The organism is Nocardia vermiculata NBRC 100427, assembly GCF_001613265.1.
GTDB classification, from domain to species: domain Bacteria; phylum Actinomycetota; class Actinomycetes; order Mycobacteriales; family Mycobacteriaceae; genus Nocardia; species Nocardia vermiculata.
This window is the reverse complement of sequence record NZ_BDCA01000007.1, coordinates 61704-80817: the sequence shown is the minus strand read 5'-3', so window position 1 is coordinate 80817 and position 19114 is coordinate 61704. Positions and strand designations below refer to the sequence as shown.

Genomic DNA, 19114 nt, shown 5'->3' with positions numbered 1-19114 from the left:
ACCGGTAACAAGGCGGCCCACCTGTTCGCAGGGGGCCAGCCTGCCGTCACAAGTAAGGAAGTTGACCAGTGGAGACAACGCAGAGCGCGGTCGACGGAGCACAGTCCTCCGACGACAGTCGTGCTGCGCGCCGCACGCGTGTCGGCGTGGTTCGTGAAACCAACGCCGATGAGCGACGTGTCGCGTTGGTGCCGAAGATCATCCCGAGCCTGGTGAAGCAGGGTGTGGAAGTAGTCGTGGAAGCAGACGCCGGACTGGGCGCGCTGATTCCCGACGAGGCGTACGAGACCGCCGGTGCGACCATCGGCGATCCGTGGCAGGCCGAGGTCGTGGTGAAGGTGGCCCCGCCCAGCGACGCCGAGATCGCGAAGCTGTCGAAGGGGCAGACGCTGATCGGGTTCCTCGCTCCCCGGAACGCGGACAACAAGATCGGCGCCTTGGAGGCCGCGGGCGTACGCGCCTTCGCGGTGGAGGCGATCCCGCGTATCTCGCGTGCGCAGGTGATGGATGCGCTGTCCTCGCAGGGCAACGTGTCCGGATACAAGGCCGTCTTGGTCGCCGCGTCCGAATCGACCCGCTTCTTCCCGATGCTCACCACCGCGGCGGGCACCGTGAAACCGGCGACGGTGCTGGTACTCGGTGTCGGCGTGGCCGGGCTGCAGGCGCTGGCGACCGCGAAGCGTCTCGGTGGCCGCACCACTGGATACGATGTGCGGCCCGAGGTCGCCGACCAGGTGCGTTCGGTGGGTTCGCAGTGGCTGGATCTGGGTATCGACGCCGCTGGTGAGGGCGGGTACGCCCGTGAGCTCACCGAGGACGAGAAGGCCCAGCAGCAGCAGGCTCTCGAAGATGCCATCAAGGGTTTCGACGTGGTGATCACCACCGCGCTGGTTCCCGGCCGTCCCGCACCGCGACTGGTCACGGCCGCCGCGGTGGAAGGGATGAAGCCCGGCAGTGTGATCGTCGATCTCGCCGGTGAGACCGGCGGCAACTGTGAGTTGACCGAGCCCGGCCAGACCGTGGTCAAACACGGCGTCACCATCGCCTCGCCGCTGAACCTGCCGGCGACCATGCCCGAGCACGCCTCGGAGCTGTACTCGAAGAATATTTCGGCGCTACTGGAACTGATGCTGGTAGATGGCGCCCTGGAGCCTGATTTCTCCGACCAGGTGCTCGCCGATTCCTGTGTGGCCGGTAAACCGGACCGCCCTGCCGACCCCGAGGGGGAGAGCTGATGTATACCGATCTGCTGGCCAATATCGCGATTCTGGTGCTGTCCGGATTCGTGGGCTTCGCGGTGATCTCCAAGGTGCCCAACACCTTGCACACCCCGCTCATGTCGGGCACCAACGCCATTCACGGCATCGTCGTGCTGGGCGCGCTGGTGACGCTCGGCAAAGTCGAGAACCCCTCGGTGATCACCCAGATCATCCTGTTCGTCGCCGTGGTGTTCGGAACCCTGAACGTGATCGGCGGTTTCGTCGTCACCGATCGCATGCTCGGCATGTTCAAGGGTAAGAAGCCGGGTGCCGCGCAGCAGTCTTCCGAGGCGGGTAAATAACCGATGGACAACTTGGTCAATATTCTCTATATCGTCGCGTTCGCGCTGTTCATCTACGGTCTTATGGGGCTGACCGGCCCCAAGACCGCGGTGCGCGGCAACTGGATCGCCGCGGTCGGCATGGGCCTCGCGGTGATCGCGACCTTCATCTCGATCCGAGACACCTCGAACTGGATCATCATCATCGCGGGCTTGGTTGTCGGTGTGGCACTGGGTGTCCCGCCGGCGCGTTTCACCAAAATGACCGCGATGCCGCAGTTGGTGGCCGCGTTCAACGGTGTCGGTGGTGGCACCGTCGCGCTGATCGCGTGGTCGGAATTCCTCAACAGCGAGGGCTTTTCGCAGTTGCACGAGGAACCGACCGTGCACATCGTGATCGGTTCGCTGTTCGCTGCGATCATCGGCTCGATCTCGTTCTGGGGCTCGCTGATCGCGTTCGGCAAGCTGCAGGAGATCCTGCCCGGTAAGCCGATCGGACTCGGCAAACTGCAGCAGCCGGTCAACCTGCTGCTTGCGGTCGGCTCGATCGCCGTCGCCGTGGTGATCGGAATCGGCGCCGCCCACGAGGGTGTGGCGTCCTGGTGGATGATCCTGCTGCTGGTGCTGGCCGCGGTGCTCGGCCTGATGGTGGTGCTGCCGATCGGTGGTGCCGATATGCCGGTGGTCATCTCGCTGCTCAACGCCCTGACCGGTCTGTCGGCCGCGGCAGCGGGTCTGGCGCTCAACAACACCGCCATGATCGTGGCCGGCATGATCGTCGGCGCGTCCGGCACCATCCTGACCAACCTGATGGCCAAGGCGATGAACCGCTCCATTCCGGCGATCGTCGCCGGTGGTTTCGGTGGCGGTGGCGGTGCGGCTGCCTCCGCCGGCGGGGAACAGAAGCAGGCCAAGGCCACCTCGGCCGCCGATGCCGCGATCCAGATGGCGTATGCCAATCAGGTCATCGTGGTGCCCGGCTACGGTATGGCGGTCGCGCAGGCCCAGCATGCGGTCAAGGAGATGGCGTCGCTGCTGGAGGCCAAGGGTGTCGAGGTCAAGTACGCCATTCATCCGGTCGCGGGTCGCATGCCCGGTCATATGAATGTGCTGCTGGCCGAGGCCGAGGTCTCCTATGACGCGCTCAAGGAGATGGACGACATCAACGGCGAGTTCTCGCGTACCGATGTGGCGCTGGTGATCGGCGCCAACGACGTCACCAACCCGGCCGCGCGCGAGGATTCCTCCAGCCCGATCTACGGGATGCCGGTGCTCAATGTCGACCAGGCAAAGAGTGTGATCGTGCTGAAGCGGTCGATGAACTCCGGTTTCGCCGGTATCGACAATCCGCTGTTCTACGCCGACCACACCTCGATGCTGTTCGGCGATGCCAAGAAGTCGGTCGGTGCGGTCACCGAGGAGCTCAAAGCCCTCTGATCGCAACCCTTCCGAACACTCGGGGACGGCCCGTGGCACCAGTTGCCACGGGCCGTCGCCGCTGCCGGGGGACGCAGCACCGTGCGCCGGGCTACAGTGGCGACGATGCCGGATGGCACCGAGCGTTGGCGGCGGAACCGGGAAGGGGCCGAGATGACGGTGCAGGAGCAGTTCGAACTGCCTGATGTCGACGGGAGTTCCGCGATCTACGGATCTCCGTACCGGACTGCGGAAGGTGTGACCGTCGTGCCGGTGACCAAACCGGCGGGCCGATTCCGGCGTGCCCGGCCACTGGGAGTGTTCGTCGTCGCGGACGGCAAGACGACATGGCATGCGGTCACCGATGACACCGCGATCGCGCTGACCGGGATCTTCGTCGGCCTGATGGCGACGACCCTGTCGCTGATCGCGGTGATTCGCCGCCCGCCGTGGCCCGATGTGACCATACGCGTGAACAAGCGGGCCGGTACGTCCTGACGGACGGATCGTCGTCATCGACCGTCGAGCGCCTCGTTGCGATCGGCGTTGGTGAGGAAATCGTCGACCATGCGGTGGCTCAGCGTGGACAGGAGCTGTAGATCCGCGGTCGTCCACTCGGCCAGTGCTTCTCGCATATTGCGGCGGCTGACCGTGCGGATCGCCTCCACGGTCGCGCGTCCCTCGTCGGTGATCCGGACGCGCTGCGCTCTGCGATCGTCGGGGTCGGGCACCCGGTCGACGTAGCGCTCTCGTTCCAGGCGCTGGATCTGCCGGGTGACGTGCGGTGCCTCCACGCCGAGGCAAGCGGCCAGTTCGCCCAGCCGCATCGGCTCCTCGGAGTCGGCGAGCATGCGTAACAGGGGCACGTTGGCCCGGTCGAGCGTGACACCCGCCGCGGCCACGGTTCGCCCGTGCCGCCGGGCGCGGGTGAGTAGATGTGCGACGCGAGTCAGGGCGCGCTCCAGTTCCTCGATGGAGTCGGCCTCGACCACGGATTCGGGGATTCCTTCGCGACGCGGCACGGCACCATCCTACCGGCAATTTACTTAACTTAGGTAAATACACCGGGTGGGGTTACCTTACTCACACGACGATGCCGGCCCCGCAGGGTGACGCGGGGCCGGCACTCGTATGTCGTCGCTCAGGCGGCCTTCAGGCTGCCGCCGTCGATCACGTAGTCGGAGCCGACGATATTGGCGGCCCGTTCCGAGACCAGGAACGTAATCAGGGTCGCGACCTCCTCGGGTTCGGAGATCCGGCCCGAGGAGATGCCGAAGTTGTCCGCGATGCCGGCCAAGAGCTCGTCATGGGTAACCCCCTGTGCGGCGGCGAGTTTGGCTCCGAACCCGTCCGCGCCGCGCCAGAGCGAACTGCCCACCACGCCGGGAGTGACGGTGTTGACCCGCACGCCGCGGGGTGCCAGCTCCTCGCTGAGTCGTTTGCTCAGCACGGTGAGTGCGGCCTTGGCCTCGCTGTACCCGATCGGGCCGCTGGTGGGGATGCGCGCACTGGTCGAGGAGATGTTCACGATCGCTCCGCGGCGCTCGAGCAGGCTGGGCAGGGCCGCCCGGGTGGTCCAGATCGGGCTGAAGAGGTTGAGGTCGAAGATCTCTTGCCACTGCTCGTCCGGTGTGTCGAGGAATCCGCCCATACCCAGGCGATCCACATCGCCTCCGCCCACATTGTTGATCAGGATGTCGATCCCGCCCAGTTCGCCGAGTGCGGCGTCGATCAGCGCCGCTGATCCTTCGGGTCGGCTCAGATCCGCGGAAACGGCGGCAACGGTGGCCTTTTCGAGCTCGGGGGTGACCGTGCGGGCGGCTCCGACGACCCGGACGCCCTCCGCTGCCAGGGTCTGGGCAACGGCGAGTCCGATGCCGCGGCCCGCGCCCGTGACGACGGCGGTCTTGCCGGCGAGTTCCAGTTCCATGATGGTTCCTTTCTTGAACTTCAGGTCAAAAACTAGGGTAGGAAAAAGGGCCGCCGCAGCGGTCCTTCGAATGTGTCAGAGGGTTTTTGTCAGAGGGTTTTCAGGGCTGAATCGATGATGCGGTAGAGGGTCGATGCCTCGGAGGTCTTGGCCATGACGCGCAGCCCCGAGATGGTGTTCATCAGGAACTCCGCGGCGCCGCGTGGATCGGTGTCGCGCGCGACGTCCCCGTCGCGGCGCCCCTGGTCGATTCGCGCCGCCAGTGTCGCGACCGTGCGTTCCTGCATATCGGCGACCGCCCGGATGATCTCGGGGTCCCGTCCCGAGAATTCGGTGGCGGTGTTGACGGCCAGGCAGCCGCGGCGCGTCGGATCGGCGAGATCGGAATCGACCAGCAGGCGCAGGAAGTCGCCGATGCAGTCCCGGGCGGTGCCCGGCCGGGACATGCATTCCGCTGCCAGTTCCGCTCCTGCGCGGTTGTACCGTGCCAGGGCTCGTTCGAACAGTGCTCGTTTGCTGCCGAAAGTGTTGTAGAGGCTGCCCTTTCCGATTCCGGTGGCCGAAGCCAGTTGTGCCGGTGAGGTATTGGCGTAGCCGTGGGTCCAGAACGCGTCCATCGCACGGTCCACCACGGCGTCGGTGTCGAAGTTCCGTGGCCTGCCCATGGTGCTGACTCTAGAGGTTTTTGTCCTCGAGGTCAACAACTGCTCCGGTGCCGACCACGCCGGCAAAGCATGCGCACAGCAGTACGGAGACGAGCGGGAAGGTGAATGCGGTGGTCAGCGAGGTGGCCTGGGACAACCAGCCGATGATCGACGGACCCGCGAGGAAGCCCAGATAGCCCAGCCCGAACACCTTCGACATATCCGTCGCCGCGGTCGAGGACCCCAGATTCCCCGCCGCGGTGAAAATCTGAGGAACCCCGCCGGCCAGCCCGAGTCCGGCCAGCACCCAGCCGGCCAGGCTCAGCGGCAGCCACGGCGACGCCATGATCACCGCCAGTCCCGCGGCGCCGAGCAGGGAACCCCAGCGCACCACCGCGACCCGTCCGAACCGCCCGCTGATCCGATCCGCGGTGAAACGCCCGACCGTCATGGCGGTCGAGAAAGCGCCGAACGACAGTGCGGCCGTCGCATCGCTGACCCCGAGATGTTCATGGGTCTGCAACGCACTCCAGTCGTTGGCAACCCCCTCGGCCATCAACAGGGCGAAGGCGATCGCCGCCAACGCCAGGACCCTGGGCGGGAGCAGCCGTCCCATCACCGACACGAACCCGCTCGAACGCCGGCCTGCGGTGCCGCGCACCGGAGCAGCCGCACCGATCCGGCGATCCACGCCGGTGCCCCAGGACCCCGATGGTGCCGCACCCGATGTCGATTCGGCCGGCCCGGCTGCTTCGACGTGCGAGACAGCGCGCGAAGGTGGCAGCAGCCCGGGCACAGTCGCCACCACGACGAGCAGGCTCCCCACGGCCGCAATCGCGAACCCGGCACGGATATCGACGCCCGCGTGCATCGCCGCCGCGCCCACCAGCGAACCGGCCAACCCGCCACACGAGAACAGCCCGTGAAAAGCTGCCATGATCGGCCGGCCGTAGGCGCGCTCGACCTCGACGGCCTGAGCGTTCATCGATACGTCGAGGGCGCCGTTGCCGAATCCGAAGACCGCGAGGGCGAGGCCGAGCTGGACCGGCCCGGTAGCCCACGCGGGCCCGCTCACCGCGACCGCCAGCCACAGCACCGCCACGCCGACCGGCACGCGACTGCCGAAACGGTCGGACAGTGGGCCCGCCGCCTGCATCCCGGCGATCCCGCTGCCCGCCATGACCAGGATCAACAGCCCCAGTGCCCCATGAGATACGCCCGTGCGATCGGTGATGACCGGAATATGGACCACCCACAGCGCGGCCAGGAACCCGTTGAGCGCGAACACTGCGAAGACGGACGCCCGTGCCCGGCGCGCAGCAGGAGAAACCCGCCCGCGCCGTGCCACCTGCACTGATGAATTCACCGATTCGACGCTACGGGAATAAGAGTGCGCATTGGTTCGGCCGGCCGCGGGCTTCGTGGTGACGCAGGCTGCCGCCTCCGCCTCCGTCGCTCCGGTCGCTATTGTCGGACCGGTGACCACCACACAGCAGGACTATCCGGTGCTTTGGCCGGTGCCGACGCGCTGGGCCGACAACGACCATTACGGTCACGTCAACAACGTGACCTACTACTCCTACTTCGATACCGCGGTGAACGCCTGGCTGATGGAGGCGACCGGAACCGATATCCGGGAGCTGCCCGCGATCGGCGTGGTGGCGACGACATCGTGTCGGTACCACGGGTCGCTGAGCTTTCCGGACCAGTTGCGAGTCGGGCTGCGTATCACGCGTCTGGGCCGTTCCAGCATCACCTACGATCTGGCGATCTTCCGCGTCGTCGGCGGTGGTGCCGCCGGGCGCTCCGAAGGTGAGGAGCTGGAACTGGCGGCCACGGGCACCTTCGTGCACGTCTACGTCGACAACGAGAGCCGGAAGTCCGTCGAGATCCCCACGATCATTCGTGCCGCGGCCGCCGCGTTGGTCGTCGACCCCGAGTGAATCGGTACCGCGGCACCGGATATCGGCCGCGCCGCCTCAGACCCGGCCCAGCAGGGTCAGTGGGTCCTCGAGGAGTGAGGCGATCGTCGACAGGAACCGTGCGCCCAGCTCGCCGTCGATCATGCGGTGATCGAAGCTCACCCCGAGTGTGGTGATCCAGCGGACCGCGGTCTCGTTGCGGTACACCCACGGTTGTTTGCGGATCGATCCGAGACACAGAATCGCGCCCTCGCCCGGGTTCACCAGCGGAACACCCGCGTCCACACCGAAGACGCCGACATTGCTGATGGTGAAGGTGCCGCCGAGCAGATCGGCCGGTGTTGCCGAACCCGCCCGTGCGACGTCGGCCAGCCAGCCGATCTCACGGCACAACTCGCGCAGGCTCAGCGACTGAGCCTCCTTGATATTGGGGACGAGCAGTCCACGGTCGGTGGCCACCGCGATGCCGAGATTCACATAATGCTTGGTGACGATCTGTTTGGCCTCGTCGTCCCAGGCGGAGTTGATCGCCGGGAATTCGGCCATCGCCGCCAGTGTGGCCTTCGCGACCAGGGCGAGCGGAGTCAGCGACAACCCGGTGAACGAGTCGGTGCTGCGCAGATGGTCGAGCAGTTCCATCGACGCGGTGAAATCGGTGCTGACGAAGGCGCTGGCCTGTGGGATGGTGCGGGCGCTGGCGGTCATGGCCGCGGCGATGCGCTTGCGCACGCCGCTGACCGGGGTGCGGGTCTCGCGTTCGCTCGGCGTGGGCCGGATGATCCCGCCGTCGGGACGCATGGTCGGCACCGGGGGCGCGGCCGGGCGCGGTGTCTCCTCGGACTCGTCGTCGGGCCGGGCCCGCCGCGGTGGCTGGGAGACCGGCACCGCATGGCGTACGTCCTCGACCGTCACCGCACCGCCCGGTCCGGACCCCGCGACGAAGGAGATGTTGATGCCCAGTTCGCGCGCGAGCTGGCGGGCCGCCGGGGTGGCCGGTGGGCGGCCGGGAAACTCCGGGGGAATGTCCCCCGGATGTGCCGGGGCGTCCGTGCGAGCCGCATCCGGCTGCGGTGGACCGGCGGCGGAGGCGCCGGAGGCGCCCGAGGCGCCCGAGATATCCGAGCCGGGGGTATCGGCCGGCGGCGCGGTTCCGTTGCGCGTCGCCGGTCGGCGTCGCCGGGTGCCGGATTCGGCGCCGGGGCCGTATCCGACCAGCACCGAGGTGCGGGCCTGTGCATCGTCCGGCGGTGCCGCGGTCCCCGCCTCGACCCGCACCCGGATCAGCGGCGCGCCGACCGCGACCGTATCGCCCGGCTGGGCCAGTAGTTCGGCGACCTGCCCGGCGAACGGACACGGTAGCTCCACCTGAGCCTTGGCGGTTTCCACCTCGGCGATGGTCTGGTTGAGTTCGACGGTATCGCCGACGGCGACCGACCACGAGAGGAGTTCGGCCTCGGTCAGGCCTTCTCCGAGATCGGGCAGGCGGAACTCGAGCACGTGGTCGTTGCCGTCCACAGCGGGGTCTTCCAACGGGCACCTCTGTCTGAACGAGCGGTCAGGCGTAACTCTGCGGGCCGCCTCGCGACCCGGGGGCCGTGAACTCAGGCGGCGAACGTCCTATCGACCGCGTCGAGGATGCGGTCGGGGTCGGGCATGTGGTGCCGTTCGAGCTTAGCCGGGGGATACGGGATGTCGAAGCCTCCGACGCGCAAAATCGGTGCCTCGAGATAGTAGAAGCACCGCTCCGCGATCCGGGCGGCGATCTCGGCACCGAGGCCGGCGAAGACCGGCGCCTCATGGGTGACGATCAACCGGCCGGTGCGGTGCACGGACTGCTCGATGGTGTCGAAGTCGATCGGGGACAGGCTGCGCAGATCGATCACCTCGAGCGAACGGCCCTCTCCCGCAGCGATATCGGCGGCTGTCAGGGCGGTGGAGACCATCCCGCCGTAGGCGACGATCGTCGCGTCTCGTCCCGCCCGGCGGACCCGAGCTCGGTCGAGGGGATACGGATCGGCGTCCAGCGCGGTGAAATCGAGATCGGATTTGTCCCAATAGCGCCGCTTGGGTTCGAGGAAGATCACCGGATCGTCGCACGAGATCGCCTGACGCAACATCGGATAGGCATCCTCGGGCGTGCTCGGCGAAACGACACGCAGCCCCGCGGTATGTGCGAAGTACGCCTCCGGGGATTCCGAATGGTGCTCCACCGAACCGATTCCGCCGCCGAACGGGATCCGGATGGTGATCGGTGCGCGGACCTTCCCCTCGGTGCGATAGTGGATCTTGGCGACCTGCGAGACGATCTGGTCGAAGGCGGGGTAGACGAACCCGTCGAACTGAATCTCGCAGACCGGGCGGAACCCACGCAGTGCCATGCCGAAAGCCGTACCGATGATGCCGGACTCGGCTAGGGGCGTGTCGATGACGCGGTTGTTGCCGAAATCCTTCTGCAGGGTGTCGGTCACCCGGAAGACACCGCCCAGCCGGCCGATGTCCTCGCCCATCAGCACGACCTTGGGATCATCCTCGAGGGCCCGTCGCATCCCGGTGTTCAGCGCTGCCGCGAAGGTGGTGATCATGCCCGGACTCCTTCCTCGAAGCCGGCCAGATATCCGGCATATTCGTCGCGCTCGGCATCGATGAGTGGATGAGCGGTGGTGTAGACGTGGTCGAAGAGCCGACTCGGCTCCGGATCCGGCATGTCGATGGTGGCACCGCGGACCGTGGCCCCGACGGCATCCGAGTGTTCGGTGACGCGGCGTTCGAAATCACTGCTCCACAGACCTTCTCGCTCCAGCAGCCGGCGCATCCGATCGATCGGGTCGCGTCGCTTCCAGAGTTCGGTCTCGGCTGCGGACCGGTACCGGGTCGGATCGTCGGCGGTCGTGTGCGGGCCCATGCGGTAGGTGATGGCCTCGATGAACGACGGCCCACCGCCGGCTCGTGCTCGCGCCACCGCCTGCCGGGTCACTGCCAGCACCGCGAGCACATCGTTGCCGTCGACCTGAACGCCCGGAATGCCGTAGCCGTAGGCCCGCCGCACGATCGGCGTCTGGCTCTGCACCTGCACCGGCTCGCTGATCGCCCACTGGTTGTTCTGGCAGAAGAACACCACCGGGGCGCTCCAGGATGCGGCGAAACCGAGCGCTTCGGCGATATCGCCCTGGCTGGTGGCGCCGTCGCCGAAGTAGGTCAGCACCGCGAGCTCGGCCCCTTCGAGATGTGCGGCGTAGGCGTAACCGGTGGCGTGTAAGCCCTGGGCGCCGACCACGATCGCCGGATTGGTCATATTGATCTCGTCCGGATCCCAGCAGGAATGGGCGACCCCGCGCCACATCCGGGTGATCGACGCCGGGTCCGCGCCGCGGCAGTGCGCCACGCCCGCTTCGCGGTAGCTGCAGAACACGTAGTCCTCGGGGTGCAGCGCACGGGCCGAGCCGACCTGGGCGGCTTCCTGTCCGTGCAGGGGTGCCCACAGTCCCAGCTGACCCTGCCGTTGCAGTGCGGTCGCCTCGGCGTCGATGCGCCGGACGACGACAAGGTCCTCGTACAGGTCGCGGAGCCGGTCGGGGCCGATATCGGCGACCAGTGCCGCGTGCTCACGATCGAATACGCGCTGCCCATCGGGCTGAATCAGCTGAACCGGATAGGTATCGTGCCTGGACGTGGTCGTGTCGTGCACAGCCATCACCTCCTCGTTGCCGCCTCGGCGGGGTCACCGACGAGCGCGATCCGGCGGACTGCCGTCAACAACATTGTGCTGTACCTCACAGCATCCACGATTGAGCGGGATGCGCAAGCGCCGACATGCGAACTGTGCAGAATGCTCCACAATCGCCGGGTTCCGGCTGTCATACTGCGTTACATGACCAGTGCTGACCCCACTCCGGCCATCGTCGACGCCACCGATGCCCGGCTGCTGCTGGAACTGGCAGCCACCCCTCGGGCCACCGGGGTGGAGCTGGCTACCCGGCTGGGTTTGTCTCGCAATACCGTGCAGGCCCGATTGGCGCGCTGGGAGGCCGCCGGTGTGCTGTCGGGATTCGAGCGTCGAGTCGATCCGCGGGCACTCGGTTACCGGTTGGCGGCGTTCGTCGCGGTGGTGGTCGATCAGCACCGACTCGACGCGGTGATCACCGAACTTGCCGAAATCCCCGAGGTTACCGAGGTGTGCGGCACGGCCGGGCCGGTGGATCTGACCGTGCGCGTCGTCGCCCGCGACCCCGATGACCTGTACCGGGTCGCCGGGGCGATTCTGAAGATCGTCGGTGTGCAGCGCACCAATATGTCGTTGGTGATGCAGCAGTTGGTCGAACCGCGCACCGCCCCCCTGTTGCGGCGGTTGGCGGGAGCGGAGCGCGCGCCCGGCGAGGTGGAACGGCGCCCGGACCGAACTGCCGGCAACCGGAGCAGCGCTCCTCCGGACTGAACAGGCGCCCGGCCGCCGCCGACCCGGCCCGCGTCCGGGCGGAAGTCAGTCCAGTTTCGGTGTATTGGACGCTGACTCGAAGTCCAGTTGTCGGTCAGTATGGGCCGGTGACTGCTACCGCCGACCCCGAATCGCCGCCGCCGACCACCGGAATACCGGCTCGACCGGAGTCGAAGGACGGCGGCGAACCGGAGGACGGGACCTCGGCCGAACCGGCTGCGGCGCCCGACGTGATGGTGAATCCGCGGCCGTCCACCTCGGAGGGGCGAGGCGCGGCGATCCGATCAGGGGGTGCGGCGGTCCTGCCGATCGATTCCGACGCCGGGGCCCGCCGGGAATCGCCGGCGCGGGGCGGCCCCGGGCAGGCGGTGGGCGCGGGAATCGTCGCCGCGTTGGTGGGCCTCACCAGCTCGTTCGCTGTGGTCCTGGCCGGGCTCACGGCGGTGGGTGCCACTCCGGCGCAGGCCGCCTCGGGCTTGCTGTCGGTCTGCGTCACTCAATCATTGGGGATGTGGGTGCTCAGCCGGCGCTATCGCATGCCGATCACGCTGGCCTGGTCCACGCCCGGTGCCGCGCTGCTGGCCGGCACCGGGGCGGTGAGTGGCGGTTGGCCTGCCGCGGTCGGCGCCTTCGTGGTCACCGGCGTATTGATCGTGCTCACCGGTTACTGGTCGTGGCTGGGGCGGTTGATCACCGCGATTCCGGTGGAGATCGCGCAGGCGATGCTGGCGGGTGTGCTGCTGCCGCTGTGCCTGGCGCCGCTACATGCATTGACGACCTCCAGTGCGGTCGTCGTCGCCCCGATCATCGTGGTGTGGTTGGTATTGCACCGATTCGCACCGAAGTGGGCGGTACCGGGCGCCTTCCTCACCGCGGGTGCCGGGGTAGCGGTCGCACTGCTCGCCGGACATCGTGGCGTTGCCGCGGCGGACTTGATTCCGCGAGTGGAAATCACTGTGCCGCAGTGGAGTTGGCAAGCAATGATCGGTATCGCGGTGCCGTTGTACGTGGTCACGATGGCCGCGCAGAACGTGCCGGGATCCGCGATCATGAAGTCGTTCGGATATCACGTCCCGTGGCGTGCCTCGATGACCACCACGGGAATCGGAACGATCCTCGGTGCTCCCGCGGGCGGACACGCGATCAATCTGGCCGCGATCAGCGCGGCGCTGGCGGCGGCACCGTCCGCGCACCCCGATCCCCGGCGCCGCTGGGTGGCGACGATGGCGGCCGGGGGTTGCTATCTGGTCCTCGCGCCCGCTGCCGCCGCCTTCGTCGCGATCGCCGCCGTCGCGCCCGAAGGGGTCTTGGAAACAGTGGCCGGGCTGGCGCTGCTCGCCACCCTCGCCGGTGCGCTCGCCGCGATGCTCGACGAGGGCGGCAACCGTACCGCGGCCGTGGTGACGTTCCTGGTGGCGGCATCCGGCATCGTCGCCTTCGGAATCGGTGCGGCGTTCTGGGCAGTGGCGGCCGGGCTGCTGGTGCGCTGGGTGCTGACGACGCGTGGACGGGATGTCGTACGCTGAGCAGTGTTCGCGTCACTGAGTAGAGCTGCGGTGGAGGAGCCGAATGAGCTCGGTACTTGTCTCGCCCGAGGAACTTCGCACACTGCTCTCGGGCACCGAGTGCGATATCCATCTCCTGGATGTGCGGTGGGCCCTGGGTGATCCCGACGGCCCGGAGCATTACCTCGAGGGGCACATTCCCGGAGCGATCTTCGTCGATCTGGAGACCGAACTGGCCGCACCGCCTTCCCCGTTGCACGGCCGCCATCCACTGCCGTCCGCCGCGCATCTGCAGAAGTGCGCGCGCAGCTGGGGCGTGCGGGCGGGCCGTCCGATCGTGGTCTACGACGCGACCGGCGCACTCGCCGCGGCCCGGGCCTGGTGGCTGTTGCGCTGGGCGGGCCTGACCGAGGTGCGCATTCTCGACGGCGGCCTTCCCGCCTGGCTGCGCAGCGGTGGTGAGCTGGTCACCGGCAGTGAGCCCGATCCGTCTCCGGGGGACGTGGTGTGCACCGCGGGCAATATGCCGGTGGTGCAAGCCGATGATGTGGCCGCCTGGCAGGGGGCGCTGCTGGACGCTCGCGCGGACGAGCGCTACCGCGGTCTGGTGGAACCCGTCGATCCCCGTGCCGGGCACATCCCCGGCGCGGTGAGTGTCCCCACCTCCGAAAACCTCACGGCGGAAGGTACTTTCAAAACCGCGGAGCAGCTGCGGGAACGGTTCTCCGGCCTGGGGCAGGGGCCGGTCGCGGTGTACTGCGGTTCCGGTGTCACCGCCGCACATCAGATCGCCGCACTGTCGGTGGCGGGCCGGTCGGCGGCGCTGTACCCGGGGTCCTGGTCACAATGGTCGAGCGATCCCGAGCGCCCGGTCGCGACCGCTCTCGACTGACCCGGAACGGACCGAACACAAGCAGCCGGCGGCACAACCGAGTCAAGGGCATCCGCGGGCGACGCGAGCGAGTACAGCCTGGTCCGCGGCAGTGATCGGAAGCCGGTATTCGGCGGCCGCCGTGAGGTACTTTCCGGCGTAGAAGCAGCGGTAGGCGCGGGCGGGCGGTAGCCAGTGCGAGGGAGTGCGGTCGCTCTTGTCCATGTTGGTGGGGCCGTCGACCGCCAGCAGGTTGAACACGACATCGTTGGCGAAGCGGGTGCGCATGTCCCGCGACCAGCCCGCGGCGCCCATATCCCAGGCCGCCGCCAGCGGATAGACATGATCGATCTGCACCTCCCGCGCGCGTGACTTCTCGAAGGTGATCGAGCGGCCGGTATAGGGATCGCGCAGTGTGCCCGCCACTACCACGCAGTTGTCGGTCCCCGGCCGGAACCGGATCCCGCGCAACTGCCGGGCCAGGACGTTGTCACGCGAATCGCACCCGTCGTGCCCACCGGGCGCGTCCTGATCGTCCGACCATGCCGGGCCGAAGACACAGCGGTGCCCGGCGCCGCAGTCGCGGTCGTAGCCGCCGGGGCGAGGCCGCTTCGGTATCACGCGCACCACCCGCAGTAACTGTTCGAGCTGGGCGCGGGTGGGACTGCCCGGTGCGGGGGACGGCCCGGTGAACACCGCGCACCCTGTCACCAGCAGCAGTACCGCCGCTACCGCCACGGTGATCACCGCAGGGCGGCCCGCCCACCGCAGCATCGAGCCCGGTATCCGCCCGCCGGTCCTGCCCTCGAAACCGTCTCGGTCCGTCGCGCCGAACAGTTTCGGCGCTCGTAGCTCATCGGCCGCGCAGTCGCTGTGTACCGGGTCGTCGCATCGGCTCGAGACGGTGATCGCTGTGGCCCGAACCGGTTGCGCCGATGTGCCGACCGCGACCGTCACTTCCTGCTGCCGTCCCCGCCTCATGCGCACAGCTCTACTCGCCGCTGCCGACCGTTTCCGGCGCCGGGACGCCGGACGGGGTGCGTTTACTCGAAAGTGCCGATTCGCCCGGTCCCGGCCGGGGTGGGCCGGGCGTCCGGGACGGGGACGGAGCAGCCGATGCGGGCATCCGGAGCCGCGCCTGCCCAGGTGACCCGGTCGGCCGCGGGCCGCGGCCGACCGGGTCCCCACCGCTACCTGTCGGGCCCGGCTGATTGGATGGGGACATGCTGCACGGTTCGTGGTCGCCCGGATCGGGGTTGGTGCTGTGGCGCCCGCCCGGTATCGAGCAGCCCACCGCCACCGAGTACGCGGCACTGCCGGATCCGCTCGGTGAGATCGCGCGGTCCGCGCGATTCCGCCATCGGGCCCGGGTACTGGTGGCCGGCCCGGAAGGGCCCGAGGTCGCCGAGGTGCGTGCCCATGCGCTCGCGCCCGCGGTCGCGGCTCGGGTGCTCACTCAGCCGTTGCCCGAATCGGTCGTCGCGGCCGACCTGCGCTATCTCGGTCACGCCGTGCGCGGGCTGCGGCGCTGGGTGCGGGCCGGCCGGATCGTGCCCGAACTGCATCGAGCCGACGGCGAATGGTGGGTGCGCTGGGGGCTGGTCGGAGGGCGCCGGCAACGCGCCTGGCGGGCCGAACTGGCCGCGGCCATGCCACCGGCGCTACGCATACCGGATGCCCGATCGGCTGCGGAAATCCTCGGCGACCTGGTCGCGGAGCTCACCGATCCACTGGCCCGATCCGAGTTACGGGTGCGGGAGCCAGCGCATCCACTGCTCGCGGCCCTGGTCGCCGACGTTCCGTTGGACTCCGGTTCTCATCAGGTGGCAGCGGTACTGCAGCGCTGGCGCGACAGTCTCACCGCCGACGAACCCGAGCTGGTGCTGCGGCTGCTCGAATCCGACGACGACCCCGACGACGATCCGCGCGCGGTCGAGGCGCTGTGGCGGCTCGAGGTGTGCCTGCGTTCGGAAGGGGAAGCACCGCAGCCTGTTCCGATGCAAGGTGATCCCGCGTTACTGCGGTCGGCAGGTGAGAAGGTCGCCGCGGCGGTGCAGGCCTACCCCCGGTTGCAACAGGTTCCGCGCGACCCCTACGGAATGGATTTCCTGCTGCCGACCCCGGTCGTGCAGGAGCTGGTGGCCCACGGCGTGAACGAACTACGCTCCGCCGGTGTACACGTCATGCTGCCGCGGGCGTGGCGCATCGTCTCGCCGAGCATGCGGTTGCAGGTCCAGTCCCCGGCCGCGACCGAATCGGCCGTCGGCCTCAGCGGGCTGGTGTCCTATCGCTGGGAGCTGGCGCTCGGTGACACCGTCCTGACCCCCGCCGAGATGAGCCGGCTCATCGAGTCGAAATCGGATCTGGTCCGGCTGCGGGGCCAGTGGGTCCAGGCCGATCAGCGCGCCCTGGCCGCCGCGGCCGCCTACCTGGAGGGCCGGACCGACGAACGGTCCGGGAGTCTGACCCGGTTGCTCGGTGATATCGCGGCCACCCAGGTCCGACAGGTCCCGATCGCGGAGGTCACCGCCACCGGATGGGTGCGTGAGCTGTTCGACAGTGTGCACAACGGCGACGACGTGGAACCCCCCGCGGGCTTGAAGGCGCAGCTGCGGCCCTACCAGCTGCGCGGTCTGTCCTGGTTGGCGACCATGAACCGGCTCGGCTGCGGTGCCGTGCTCGCCGACGATATGGGGCTCGGCAAAACCGTCCAGGTACTCGCGCTGCTGATACACGAGAGTGAAAGCGCAGCAACGAGTTCCGTACCAGGGCCGACCCTGCTGGTGTGCCCGATGTCGGTGGTCGGCAACTGGCAGCGGGAAACCGAGCGCTTCGCTCCCGGCCTGCGAGTACTGGTGCACCACGGCCCCGGCCGCCGATCCGGTGCGGAACTCGATGCGGCCGTAGCGGATTCGGACCTGGTACTCACCACCTACGCGCTGCTGGCACGCGATGTGGAAGAACTGAAGCGGCAACCGTGGGAGCGTGTGGTGCTCGACGAGGCCCAGCACATCAAGAATGCCGCCACCCGGCAATCGCGTGCCGCGCGCGCGATCCCGGCTCGGCACCGGTTGGCACTCACCGGGACGCCGGTGGAGAACCGGCTGGAGGAGCTGCGGTCGATTCTCGATTTCGCGGCGCCGAACATTCTGGGCAAGCCCTCGGAATTCCACGCGCGCTTCGCCGTGCCCATCGAGCGTGAGAACGACCCGAATGCGGTGTCGCGGCTGCGCGCGGTGACCGCGCCGTTCGTCCTGCGCCGGGTGAAGACCGATCCGTCGGTCATCTCCGATCTGCCGGAGAAGTTCGAGATGACCGTGCGCGCCAATCTCACCGCCGAGCAGGCCGCGCTGTATCAGGCGATCGTGGACGAGATGCTCACCCAGTTGAAGGCCGCACGCGATACCGGGTCCAAGGCGGTGAACATGGCCCGCCGTGGTGCCGTTCTGGCTGCGCTGACCAGGCTCAAACAGGTCTGCAACCATCCCGCGCACTATCTCGGCGACGGGTCGGCGCTGGTGCGGCGCGGCCGCCATCGCTCCGGGAAACTCGCACTGGTGGAGGACGTGCTGGAATCGGTACTGGCCGAGGGGGAGCGCGCACTGCTGTTCACCCAGTTCCGCGAATTCGGTGATCTGATCACGCCGTATCTGACCGAACGTTTCGGTACCGCCATTCCCTTCCTGCACGGCGGTGTGCCGAAGAAGCGCCGCGACGGCATGGTGGAGCGGTTCGCCGAGTCCGACGGACCACCCATCATGGTGTTGTCGCTCAAGGCAGGTGGTACCGGTCTGAATCTCACCGCCGCCAATCATGTTGTGCACCTGGACCGGTGGTGGAATCCCGCGGTGGAGAACCAGGCCACCGACCGAGCCTTCCGGATCGGCCAGCGCCGCGATGTGCAGGTGCGCAAGCTGGTATGCGTGGACACGATCGAGGAGCGCATCGACGATATGCTCACCGGCAAACAGGAATTGGCGAATCTGACCGTCGGCGCCGGTGAGAACTGGATCACCGAAATGAGCACCGACGAACTGCGCGACCTGTTCTCACTGGGTGCGGAGGCGGTCGGCGAATGAGCCCCGCCCCAGATTTCAGTGCCTACGGTAAGCGCCGACCGGTGCGGGGTGGCGTGCAATCGCGCAGCCGGCGCGGCGGTTTCGCGCGCACCTGGTGGGGTCGCGCGTTCCTGGAGGCGATCGAGGAGGTTGCCGACGCCGGCCGGCTCACCCGCGGGCGGACTTACGCCCGTTCGGGGCAGGTGGTCAACTACCACATCGAGCCGGGGGCGGTAGCGGCCGAGGTGCAGGGCAGCCAGCCGCGCCCGTTCACCTCGGTCCTGACGCTGCGGGTGCTGCGGGACGAGCGCCTCGACGAACTGGTCGAGCAGGTGCGCGACACGCCGGGCATGCTCGCCCAACTGGCCTCCGGTTCACTACCCCAGGAGCTGGGCCCGTTGTTGCTTCCGACCACGGCGGCCGAACTCGATTTCTCCTGCACCTGCCCGGACGACGGGTGGCCGTGTAAACATGTGGCCGCGCTGTGCTACATCTTCGCCGAACGATTGGACGAAACACCGGCGGTGATGCTGACCTTGCGCGGTCTCGACCTGGATACCTTGATCCGCGGCGTACAGCGGGACGACGGACCCACGGTGTCCGACGACCTCTACGGCGAGAACGTCACCCTGCCCGCCCTGCCGGATCCGCAGTTCCGGGCAGCGGTCGAGGATCTCGATTCCGTGCCGCTGCGCCAGGCACTACGGATGACCAGCGAGGACGAGCCGATGGCCGAGGCGGGTATGCGCGAACTGGGTGCCCTCTACCGGGCTCTGAAGACCTCGGATTGAACGCT

General features: G+C 68.1%; 18 protein-coding genes. 10 read left to right on the top strand and 8 right to left on the bottom strand.

Annotated elements, in window-relative coordinates; all coding sequences use genetic code 11:
• The first annotated feature begins 146 nt into the window (after positions 1–146).
• The 4 genes from NV2_RS11035 to NV2_RS11020 all read left to right on the top strand — a co-directional run bounded on the left by NV2_RS11035 (position 147) and on the right by NV2_RS11020 (position 3454).
• Positions 147–1235 carry an NAD(P) transhydrogenase subunit alpha gene (locus tag NV2_RS11035; RefSeq protein ID WP_067871932.1) on the top strand — a complete coding sequence of 363 codons (1089 nt, stop codon included), beginning with the start codon at positions 147–149 and terminating at the stop codon, positions 1233–1235.
• Positions 1235–1561 (top strand): NAD(P) transhydrogenase subunit alpha part 2, encoded by a 327-nt coding sequence (locus tag NV2_RS11030; protein ID WP_067871502.1) that lies wholly within the window; start codon positions 1235–1237, stop codon positions 1559–1561. The genes NV2_RS11035 and NV2_RS11030 overlap by 1 nt, the downstream gene beginning before the upstream one ends.
• Positions 1562–1564: 3 nt before the next feature.
• A complete protein-coding gene (locus NV2_RS11025) occupies positions 1565–2977 on the top strand; it encodes an NAD(P)(+) transhydrogenase (Re/Si-specific) subunit beta (protein WP_067871500.1) in 1413 nt (470 codons plus the stop codon).
• A 105-nt stretch (positions 2978–3082) separates the two neighbouring features.
• Entirely contained in the window at positions 3083–3454 is a 372-nt protein-coding gene (locus NV2_RS11020; RefSeq protein ID WP_245662548.1) for a hypothetical protein, read from the top strand.
• A gap of 14 nt (positions 3455–3468) precedes the next feature.
• Here the strand turns inward: NV2_RS11020 and NV2_RS11015 are convergent, their stop codons facing one another.
• The 4 genes from NV2_RS11015 to NV2_RS11000 all read right to left on the bottom strand — a co-directional run bounded on the left by NV2_RS11015 (position 3469) and on the right by NV2_RS11000 (position 6896).
• Positions 3469–3978 (bottom strand): MarR family winged helix-turn-helix transcriptional regulator, encoded by a 510-nt coding sequence (locus NV2_RS11015; protein ID WP_218018970.1) that lies wholly within the window; start codon positions 3976–3978, stop codon positions 3469–3471.
• Positions 3979–4097: 119 nt separating this feature from the next.
• Positions 4098–4886, bottom strand: a complete 789-nt coding sequence (locus NV2_RS11010; RefSeq protein WP_067871496.1) for an oxidoreductase — start codon at positions 4884–4886, stop codon at positions 4098–4100.
• Positions 4887–4975: 89 nt separating this feature from the next.
• Positions 4976–5551 carry a TetR/AcrR family transcriptional regulator gene (locus NV2_RS11005; RefSeq protein ID WP_067871494.1) on the bottom strand — a complete coding sequence of 192 codons (576 nt, stop codon included), beginning with the start codon at positions 5549–5551 and terminating at the stop codon, positions 4976–4978.
• Positions 5552–5561: 10 nt separating this feature from the next.
• On the bottom strand, positions 5562–6896 hold the full coding sequence (locus tag NV2_RS11000) for an MFS transporter (protein ID WP_245662547.1): 1335 nt from the start codon (positions 6894–6896) through the stop codon (positions 5562–5564).
• Between the two features lie 112 nt (positions 6897–7008).
• Between NV2_RS11000 and NV2_RS10995 the strand changes: the two genes are divergently transcribed.
• Positions 7009–7473 carry an acyl-CoA thioesterase gene (locus NV2_RS10995; RefSeq protein ID WP_245662546.1) on the top strand — a complete coding sequence of 155 codons (465 nt, stop codon included), beginning with the start codon at positions 7009–7011 and terminating at the stop codon, positions 7471–7473.
• 36 nt (positions 7474–7509) lie between these two features.
• On the opposite strand, the gene NV2_RS10990 is transcribed toward NV2_RS10995, so the two are convergent.
• The 3 genes from NV2_RS10990 to pdhA form a co-directional block, all read right to left on the bottom strand.
• Positions 7510–8982: a dihydrolipoamide acetyltransferase family protein gene (locus NV2_RS10990; RefSeq protein ID WP_067871492.1), complete on the bottom strand. Its 1473-nt coding sequence runs from the start codon at positions 8980–8982 to the stop codon at positions 7510–7512.
• Between the two features lie 71 nt (positions 8983–9053).
• The gene (locus tag NV2_RS10985) at positions 9054–10034 is read right to left on the bottom strand and encodes an alpha-ketoacid dehydrogenase subunit beta (protein ID WP_067871490.1); all 981 of its coding nucleotides are present in this window, start codon (positions 10032–10034) and stop codon (positions 9054–9056) included.
• Positions 10031–11143, bottom strand: a complete 1113-nt coding sequence (gene pdhA / locus NV2_RS10980) for a pyruvate dehydrogenase (acetyl-transferring) E1 component subunit alpha (RefSeq protein WP_067871489.1) — start codon at positions 11141–11143, stop codon at positions 10031–10033. The genes NV2_RS10985 and pdhA overlap by 4 nt, the downstream gene beginning before the upstream one ends.
• A gap of 177 nt (positions 11144–11320) precedes the next feature.
• Here pdhA and NV2_RS10975 point away from each other — a divergent pair, with 177 nt between their 5' ends.
• The 3 genes from NV2_RS10975 (at position 11321) to NV2_RS10965 (ending at position 14281) form a co-directional block, all read left to right on the top strand.
• Entirely contained in the window at positions 11321–11884 is a 564-nt protein-coding gene (locus NV2_RS10975) for an Lrp/AsnC family transcriptional regulator (protein WP_084474397.1), read from the top strand.
• A gap of 107 nt (positions 11885–11991) precedes the next feature.
• Positions 11992–13410, top strand: a complete 1419-nt coding sequence (locus tag NV2_RS10970; protein ID WP_245662545.1) for a benzoate/H(+) symporter BenE family transporter — start codon at positions 11992–11994, stop codon at positions 13408–13410.
• A 43-nt stretch (positions 13411–13453) separates the two neighbouring features.
• Positions 13454–14281: a sulfurtransferase gene (locus NV2_RS10965; RefSeq protein WP_067871487.1), complete on the top strand. Its 828-nt coding sequence runs from the start codon at positions 13454–13456 to the stop codon at positions 14279–14281.
• 42 nt (positions 14282–14323) lie between these two features.
• Here the strand turns inward: NV2_RS10965 and NV2_RS10960 are convergent, their stop codons facing one another.
• Entirely contained in the window at positions 14324–15034 is a 711-nt protein-coding gene (locus tag NV2_RS10960; RefSeq protein WP_067871917.1) for an HNH endonuclease family protein, read from the bottom strand.
• Between the two features lie 449 nt (positions 15035–15483).
• Between NV2_RS10960 and NV2_RS10955 the strand changes: the two genes are divergently transcribed.
• Both NV2_RS10955 and NV2_RS10950 read left to right on the top strand, forming a co-directional pair.
• Positions 15484–18339 (top strand): DEAD/DEAH box helicase, encoded by a 2856-nt coding sequence (locus tag NV2_RS10955; RefSeq protein WP_067871486.1) that lies wholly within the window; start codon positions 15484–15486, stop codon positions 18337–18339.
• Positions 18336–19109 carry an SWIM zinc finger family protein gene (locus tag NV2_RS10950; protein WP_067871484.1) on the top strand — a complete coding sequence of 258 codons (774 nt, stop codon included), beginning with the start codon at positions 18336–18338 and terminating at the stop codon, positions 19107–19109. The genes NV2_RS10955 and NV2_RS10950 overlap by 4 nt, the downstream gene beginning before the upstream one ends.
• Positions 19110–19114: the final 5 nt, after the last annotated feature.